This is a genomic window from Desulfovibrio sp. 1188_IL3213, assembly GCF_036763145.1.
In the GTDB taxonomy this organism is placed as follows: domain Bacteria; phylum Desulfobacterota; class Desulfovibrionia; order Desulfovibrionales; family Desulfovibrionaceae; genus Desulfovibrio.
Map to the genome: position 1 here is coordinate 1 of NZ_JBAIYR010000170.1, position 4,812 is coordinate 4,812.

Here is a 4,812-nt window from a genome sequence, read left to right on the forward strand (position 1 = left end):
GGGGCAGATCCGCGCCGCCCAGGCCCTGGGGTTCAGCACCTGGCAAACCGTGGCCTGGATAGTTGTGCCGCAAGCGGCCCGGCGCGCGCTTCCCGGTTGCGGCAATGAAATCATTTACCTCATAAAGTACAGTTCGTTGGCCTACTTCGTCACCTGCATGGAACTTATGGGCGAAGGCAAGGTTGTGGCTTCAGACACCTTCCGCTTTACCGAAGTTTTCATCACTGTCGGGGCCTACTACCTGGCAATGGTTACCCTGGCGACATTTTTTCTGCGCTGGCTTGAGCGCCGATTTCATGTACCCGGCTTTGGCGCGCGCTAAAACACTGCTCTTTCCCGCAACGGAAAGGCTCTCCTCTGCTTGCAGTGGAGAGCCTTTTTTGACGGCACGGGACATGACCGCGAATATTCATACATCCCATATCTGGAATGTTCAAAAATAATTCTGTATAAACTTCAGATGAGGCTCTTTCCTGATACGAAATATCACGAATTTCAGATTTTCGGCCAAAAGATGCTTAAAAACATCAGCCGGATAGCATGAGGCCGAAATGAAAAAAACAATAAATTCTCTGAAAGCGCGCTTCAAGGCGCACTTACCGCATGAATGGATAAAATATCTGTTTTCTGTTTTGCCGACTTGCCTGTCCATTTTGATCGTTTATATTTTTAACATTCCCAACCCCATGATTATCCTGATGATCCCCATTGTGTACGCCACATATTCCAGTGGCTACCTTGGGGGCGCTCTTGGCGGCTGCGTGGCATTTGCCTACAGCGCCCATTTTTTTCTGGTAAAAACCAATGATCCGGCCGGCGCTTACAAGTCCGTCACCATTTCTCTCGCTATTTTCGCCATTGTTCTTCTTGTGGGAAAGCTCAAGTCCAGAGAAGAAAAAAACATTCAGGCGCTCAAGCGCTACGGCGACGCGCTGGTTCACATGGCGACCACCGACAAGCTGACGGGAGCCTCAAACCGCCACGATTTTTTTAAGAAAGGCGCGGCCCTGCATGAACACAGCAAAAGGTTCAACATGCCCGTCTCTGTTCTCTTCATAGACATTGACCATTTCAAACAGGTCAACGATCTCTATGGGCATGCTTTCGGTGACGCGGTACTGGAACGCATTTCAGACGCCATCAAGCGCTGCCTGCGTGGCAGCGACATCAATTGCCGCTACGGCGGTGAAGAATTTGTGGTCCTGCTGGCCCATGCGGACAGCGCCGCGGCGCATCTTGTGGCGCAACGCATCATGAACATGGTACAACGCGTACGCTTTCAAGAACATCCGGACCTGCGTCTCTCAGTCAGCATCGGTCTGTCCAGCATGCAGCCTGCGGCGCCCCGGAGCCTTGAGCACCTTATCCGCAGCGCGGACAGCGCCATGTATCAGGCCAAGCAGGACGGCCGCAGCCGCGTGGTTGCCGAACATCCCGAACCGTATACGGACAGCCCGAGAGAAATCCCCCTGACACTCCTCCAGACTTCCGGCCAGGCCTGCCCCACGGAACAGGACACGTTCCCCGATTTACCGGAAGAAGACAGAGCGCTGATGCAGGACACGCTGCTGAGCACCCTCGAGCAGATGCTCGAGCTGGTTTATGTGGTGGATGTGACCACCTATGAGCTGCTGTACATCAATGCCCCGGCACGGGAAAAATACGGTATCAGCAATACGCGCGGGGCCAAATGCCATCAGTTGCTGCAAGGCCTGGACGCCCCGTGTTCCTTTTGCCTCAATGAGCGGCTCACATTCGACAGCGTGTATTCCTGGGAATTTACCAACAAAATGCTGGGGCGGCACTTTATTCTGCGTGACAGGCTCGTGAACTGGAACGGCAGAAAAGCGCGCATGCAGATCGCCACCGATATTACGGAACGCGAGATGGAGCGTCATGCCCTGCAGCATGCTCTTGAAGGCGAAAAAGTTAACAGAGACTGCATCGCCCTGCTCTACAATGCCAAAACACTGGCAGAAGCGCTTGAAGACCTGCTGGAGCGCGTAGGCAAGCACTTTGGCGCAGACCGTGCCTGTTTCTTTCAGCTTACCGGCGATACGTTCCTGCTCAAAAGCGAATGGCGTGCCGCCCATCTTGCCGAAGAGCGGTATCAGACGCTGGACATGGCCCGCTTTCACCAATGGCGCATATCAGCAAAAACAAGCGAGTATCTGGTCATTAAAAATATGGCGGAACAGGCAGAGCAGCAGCCGGAAACTTACGGAAGTCTTTATGCCGAGGGCATTCGCAATCTGGTGATCATGCCACTGGAGCATAACGGCGTTTTGCTGGGCTTCTGGGGCATGGAAAACGCTTCTCCCGAAAAGATCCGCGAAATCGCGCCCCTGCTGCTTTCGCTGCGCTACTTCCTGCTCTCCACCATACGCCGCATCAACTATGAAGAGCTTCTGATAAAGCTGAGCTTTGAGGACAGCCTCACCGGCCTGCACAACCGAAATTCCTATCTGCAGGATATCGGTAATGCCAAAAACGCGTACCATGCGGGCATCGTCTACCTTTCCATCAATGAGATGAAACGGATCAACGACATGTTCGGGCAGGCCCACGGCGACAGGCTGCTGACAGGCTGCGCGCACAGCATCAGGAAGGCGTTTCTGTCAGGCTCGGCCTACCGGGTGGGCGGGGACGAGTTTCTTGTCATATGCAAGGACCTGCCCCAGGAGGAGTTTGAACAGTGCGTGCGCCTGCTCAAGGCCCATTGTTCGGCCTTTCAGGACTGCCACGTTGCCATCGGCCATCAGTGGGTCGAGGCCACAAATGACCTGCAGGGTCTGGCCCACGCAGCGGAAAAACGCATGTATCAGGACAAGAAAAACCATTATCGAAAAAATCTGCCCAGCGACCGTTACCGCCATTACAACGATGATGTCTTTTGCCTGACGCAACCGGGCATGCTGGAAAAAAGCCTGCAAGACGGCGCTTTTACCGTTTACCTCCAGCCCATAGTGTCAACTGCCGACCGCAAGGTAAACGGCTCCGAAGCTCTGGTGCGCTACCTGCAGGAAGACGGCACAGTGGCGCCCCCAGCCCAGTTTCTGCCTGTACTCGAAGATGCAAAACTCATTGGCATGCTTGATTTTTATGTTTTTGACAGCGTCTGTGCCGTGCTCGCCCGCTGGCTTGCCGAAGGCAGGCAGGCCATTCCCATATCAGTGAATTTTTCACGCTACACCCTGGCGGAACAGGGCTTTATCACGCGCCTGCTGGCGGTTTTCGGCCGCTACGGCATTGATAAAAAATGGGTGATCATTGAGGTGACGGAAAGCGTGAAAGGCGTGGAAGGCATGAACCTGCTGGCGCTGATCGACAATATCCGCGAGTTGGGCTTTGCCGTTGCCATTGACGACTTCGGAGTAGATTTTGCCAACCTGTCGCTCTTTTCGCTGGCAAACTTTGATGAGCTCAAGGTGGACAAGGCCCTTGTGGACAGCATCACCACCAACCAGAAAACCCAGATGGTCATCGAGGCCATTGTGGACATGTGCCGCAGAATGGATATCCGCGTGGTGGCCGAGGGCGTGGAAACAGAAGAACAGTTTGCCATTCTCAGGCAAAAAGGCTGCGAGCAGGTCCAGGGCTATCTGTTCAGCAAGCCTGTACCCCTGGCTGTCTTTGAAGAAAGCTATCTGCCTTTGCCATGATTTTTTTCTGACAAAAAAGCCCGTTTCCGCCCAACTCTGCCCCGCCCCAAGGGGATTCACTGAACGAAAACGAGCAGTAAGGCCAGTATTCTCAACAAGAACATGCAAAAAGCCTTTGGAGCGTTCACCTTGAAACGGTTCCGAAAGCGCAGCGCAAATAAGTTGCGCTTACTCACGCAGTCGCCAGAGCACTTTCCACGCAGTCGCCAGAGCACTTTCAAAGTGAAAATGCTCTAAATAATTTTGCTCCAGACACAAGGAAAAGTCGGGTTTCGGCAAAAGAAGTATACTCTTGTGGTATTCAACAGGAGCCAAAACCCGACTTTGACGCCGTCCGAGCAATTTAACTTTTAAATTGCTCGGACGGCTGCGTGAGCAGACGTTCGCTACGGAGGCGTAAGCGCAGTTTATCTGCGCGGTTAAACGCCGAAGTGAGCGTGCCTTAAACTTTGAGAATGTATATTCTCAAAGTTAATCTGCTCTAGTCGTGCCAGCCCAGAAACATCTGGTAGGCGGCATTGTCCGTCTCCTCCACATGCGGGTAGCCCATGCCTTCAACGCGCTGCAAAAACTCCTCAAAAACTTCGCGCTTTTCTTCCGGAACCTCAAAGCCCACCAGCACCCGGCCGAAATCCGCGCCATGATAGCGGTACTGGAACAGGCTTATGCTGAAGTCCACGCGCATGGCGTCCATAAAGTCCAGCAGCGCCCCGGGCCGCTCGGGAAACGTAAAGCGCAGCAGCCGCTCATGCAGCACCTGCGGCGCATTGCCGCCGACCAGGTGCCGCAGGTGAACCTTGGCAAACTCGTTATCTGTCAGATCGACAGCCCCGAACCCCTTGCCGTGCAGTTCCGCCAGCACTTCGGCCACGTCTTCGCGTCCGCTGATCTTTATGCCCACCAGCACGCGCGCCTTCACAGGATCGGAAAAACGGGTACACAGTTCCGTGATGTTACGGCTGCCGAAAGAAGCGCACAGGGTGCGAAAGCTGCCCACGGCTTCCGGAATGGTCACTGCCAGCAAAGCCTCACGGTGCGCGCCGATTTCAGACCTGTCCACCACATGGCTCAGGCGGTCAAAGTTCATGTTGGCGCCGCTGACCACTGCCACCAGGGTGGCATCACGCTGGCCGCTGGCGGCGGCATAGGC

At 54.5% G+C, this 4,812-nt stretch carries 2 protein-coding genes and 1 pseudogene; 2 read left to right on the forward strand and 1 reads right to left on the reverse strand.

The window, feature by feature from the left end:
• Together V6C16_RS08060 and V6C16_RS08065 are read left to right on the forward strand one after the other, a co-directional pair.
• On the forward strand, positions 1-322 hold a 322-nt coding region (locus V6C16_RS08060; RefSeq protein WP_333542987.1), incomplete at its 5' end, for an ABC transporter permease subunit.
• A 229-nt stretch (positions 323-551) separates the two neighbouring features.
• Positions 552-3,662: a diguanylate cyclase gene (locus tag V6C16_RS08065; RefSeq protein ID WP_333534915.1), complete on the forward strand. Its 3,111-nt coding sequence runs from the start codon at positions 552-554 to the stop codon at positions 3,660-3,662.
• Positions 3,663-4,143: 481 nt separating this feature from the next.
• Here the strand turns inward: V6C16_RS08065 and V6C16_RS08070 are convergent.
• Positions 4,144-4,812: pseudogene (locus V6C16_RS08070) on the reverse strand (threonine ammonia-lyase, biosynthetic); the annotation flags it as partial.